This is a genomic window from Marinobacter sp. G5_S1_61_S3 (assembly GCF_054968585.1).
The window spans coordinates 1-1,816 of sequence record NZ_JBQKUK010000035.1; the positions used below are offsets into that span (position 1 = coordinate 1).

1 protein-coding gene is annotated in these 1,816 nt (G+C 61.6%); it reads right to left on the reverse strand.

From position 1 onward, the window contains the following. Nucleotides 1-14: 14 nt before the first annotated feature. Nucleotides 15-1,406, reverse strand: a complete 1,392-nt coding sequence (gene ltrA, locus ACTRWH_RS20390) for a group II intron reverse transcriptase/maturase (protein ID WP_127401912.1) — start codon at nucleotides 1,404-1,406, stop codon at nucleotides 15-17. Between the last annotated feature and the right edge of the window lie 410 nt (nucleotides 1,407-1,816).

A 1,816-nucleotide genomic window follows, 5' to 3' on the forward strand; every position in this document is an offset into this window, starting at 1 on the left:
CGTACCACGGCGGTTCATGGTCGGCTCTGAAGCCGAGTCATCGTATCCAGCAAGCTTACCAGAGACAGACGGTCGAATACCCTCTTAGGCAGGGCCGCGTTCATATGAGTCGCGCCACTGTTCCACCAGGGTCCACGACCATTGGTCGCGCTCCTCCAAGCCCTTATCTCAGTCAAGCCTAGCCGTACCAGGTTGCGGGCCCGCGTGCGGGTCCGCTTCCACTGCTGCCACAGGATCAGGCGAAGCCGCCGTCTTATCCAGCCATCCAGGGCTTCGACCGAACGCTTCGAGGCGGTCAGGCGATAGTAATTTGCCCAGCCTCTCAGCACCGGGTTCAGGTTCCGGATGGTGGTCGTCAACGACTGTCCCCGTGACCGTTTCAGCAGGGGGCGAAGCTTGGCCATGAAGGCCTTCAGGCTTTTGGGCGCGACTCTCAACCGGACCTGACGTTTATGCCAGCTCACGCTGTAACCCAGAAAGCTCCGACGCCAGGGGCGGTCCACGGCGCTTTTCACCGTATTCACCTTCAGGCGCAAGCGCGTTTCCAGGAAGTGGGTAATACTGGCCATCACCCGTTCGCCGGATCTTTTGCTGCTGACGTAAATGTTGCAGTCGTCCGCATAGCGGCAGAACCGGTGTCCCCGCCGCTCCAGCTCCCGATCCAGTTCGGTCAGGAGCACGTTAGAGAGCAAGGGCGACAGGGGGCCGCCTTGCGGCGTGCCTTCCCGTCTCGGGCTGACCAGTCCTCCTTCGAGCATGCCGGCTTGCAGGTAACGCCGGATCAGGGTGAGTATCCGCCGGTCGGCTATGCGACAAGCCAGCAGGCTCATCAGCACATCGTGGTTGACCCGGTCAAAGAACTGGGCCAGATCCAGATCGACCACCCAGCGGTGGCCGTCGTTGATGTGTTGCTGCATCGCCTTGACCGCCTGGTGGGCACTTCGACCGGGGCGGAACCCATAGCTGTGATCCGAGAAGGTCGGTTCCAGCGTCGGGCTCAGCACCTGGTGAAGGGCTTGTTGGATCAGGCGGTCCTGCACCGTTGGGATACCCAGTGTCCGCTCCCCGCCTTGCGGCTTGGGGATACTGACCCGGCGGACCGGTTGAGGATGGTAGTCTCCGGCCAACAGCCGCTCGCGCAGCGTTGGCCAATGCTGTTGCAGGTGGCCCTTCAGGGCCATCACCGGCATCTGATCGACACCGGCGGCACCCTTATTGGATACCACCCGCTGATACGCACGCATCAGGTTCGGGCGCTCAAGCACCTGTTCCATCAGCGTGTTCGGCTCCGCGTTCGTCCACGAGTGAGCCCCCGCGTCTGCCTCGACACGGACTTCAGTCTCTGCCGGATACCGTCCAGCGCCTTCCTGAATGCCCTGCCCCATCCGGGTCGCTTCTGTCTTCATAAGCACACTACGAGAACTCATCGCCTACTAACGGCCAACCATGTTCGGCCCTTCCGTACGCGGTGACGCACCTACTATGGCCTCGGCTGAGTTCTGGCTCCCCATCCCCACCTCTCGCGAAGTGAGTAGCACAGCGGCAGAGAACCAGACTTCCCAGGGTAAGACGCGTGACCTTCACACTTATGCCCGCCGCATTTACGTCCACACCTTCCGTGCAAGTACAGGGCTTTGACGATAGTTGACGCCTTACCCGGTGTGACCGCCTCATATGCGATTTCTGTTCGTCAGGCCAGTGCTTTGCCTGCGGCTTCCTTCAGATTCCATCTCACGATGGACACCCTTGCCGTCCGGCTAGTGGTTCCCCTTGCCGGGTCCACAGGGGACTTGCACCCCCAAGTCATCCGGCCAGC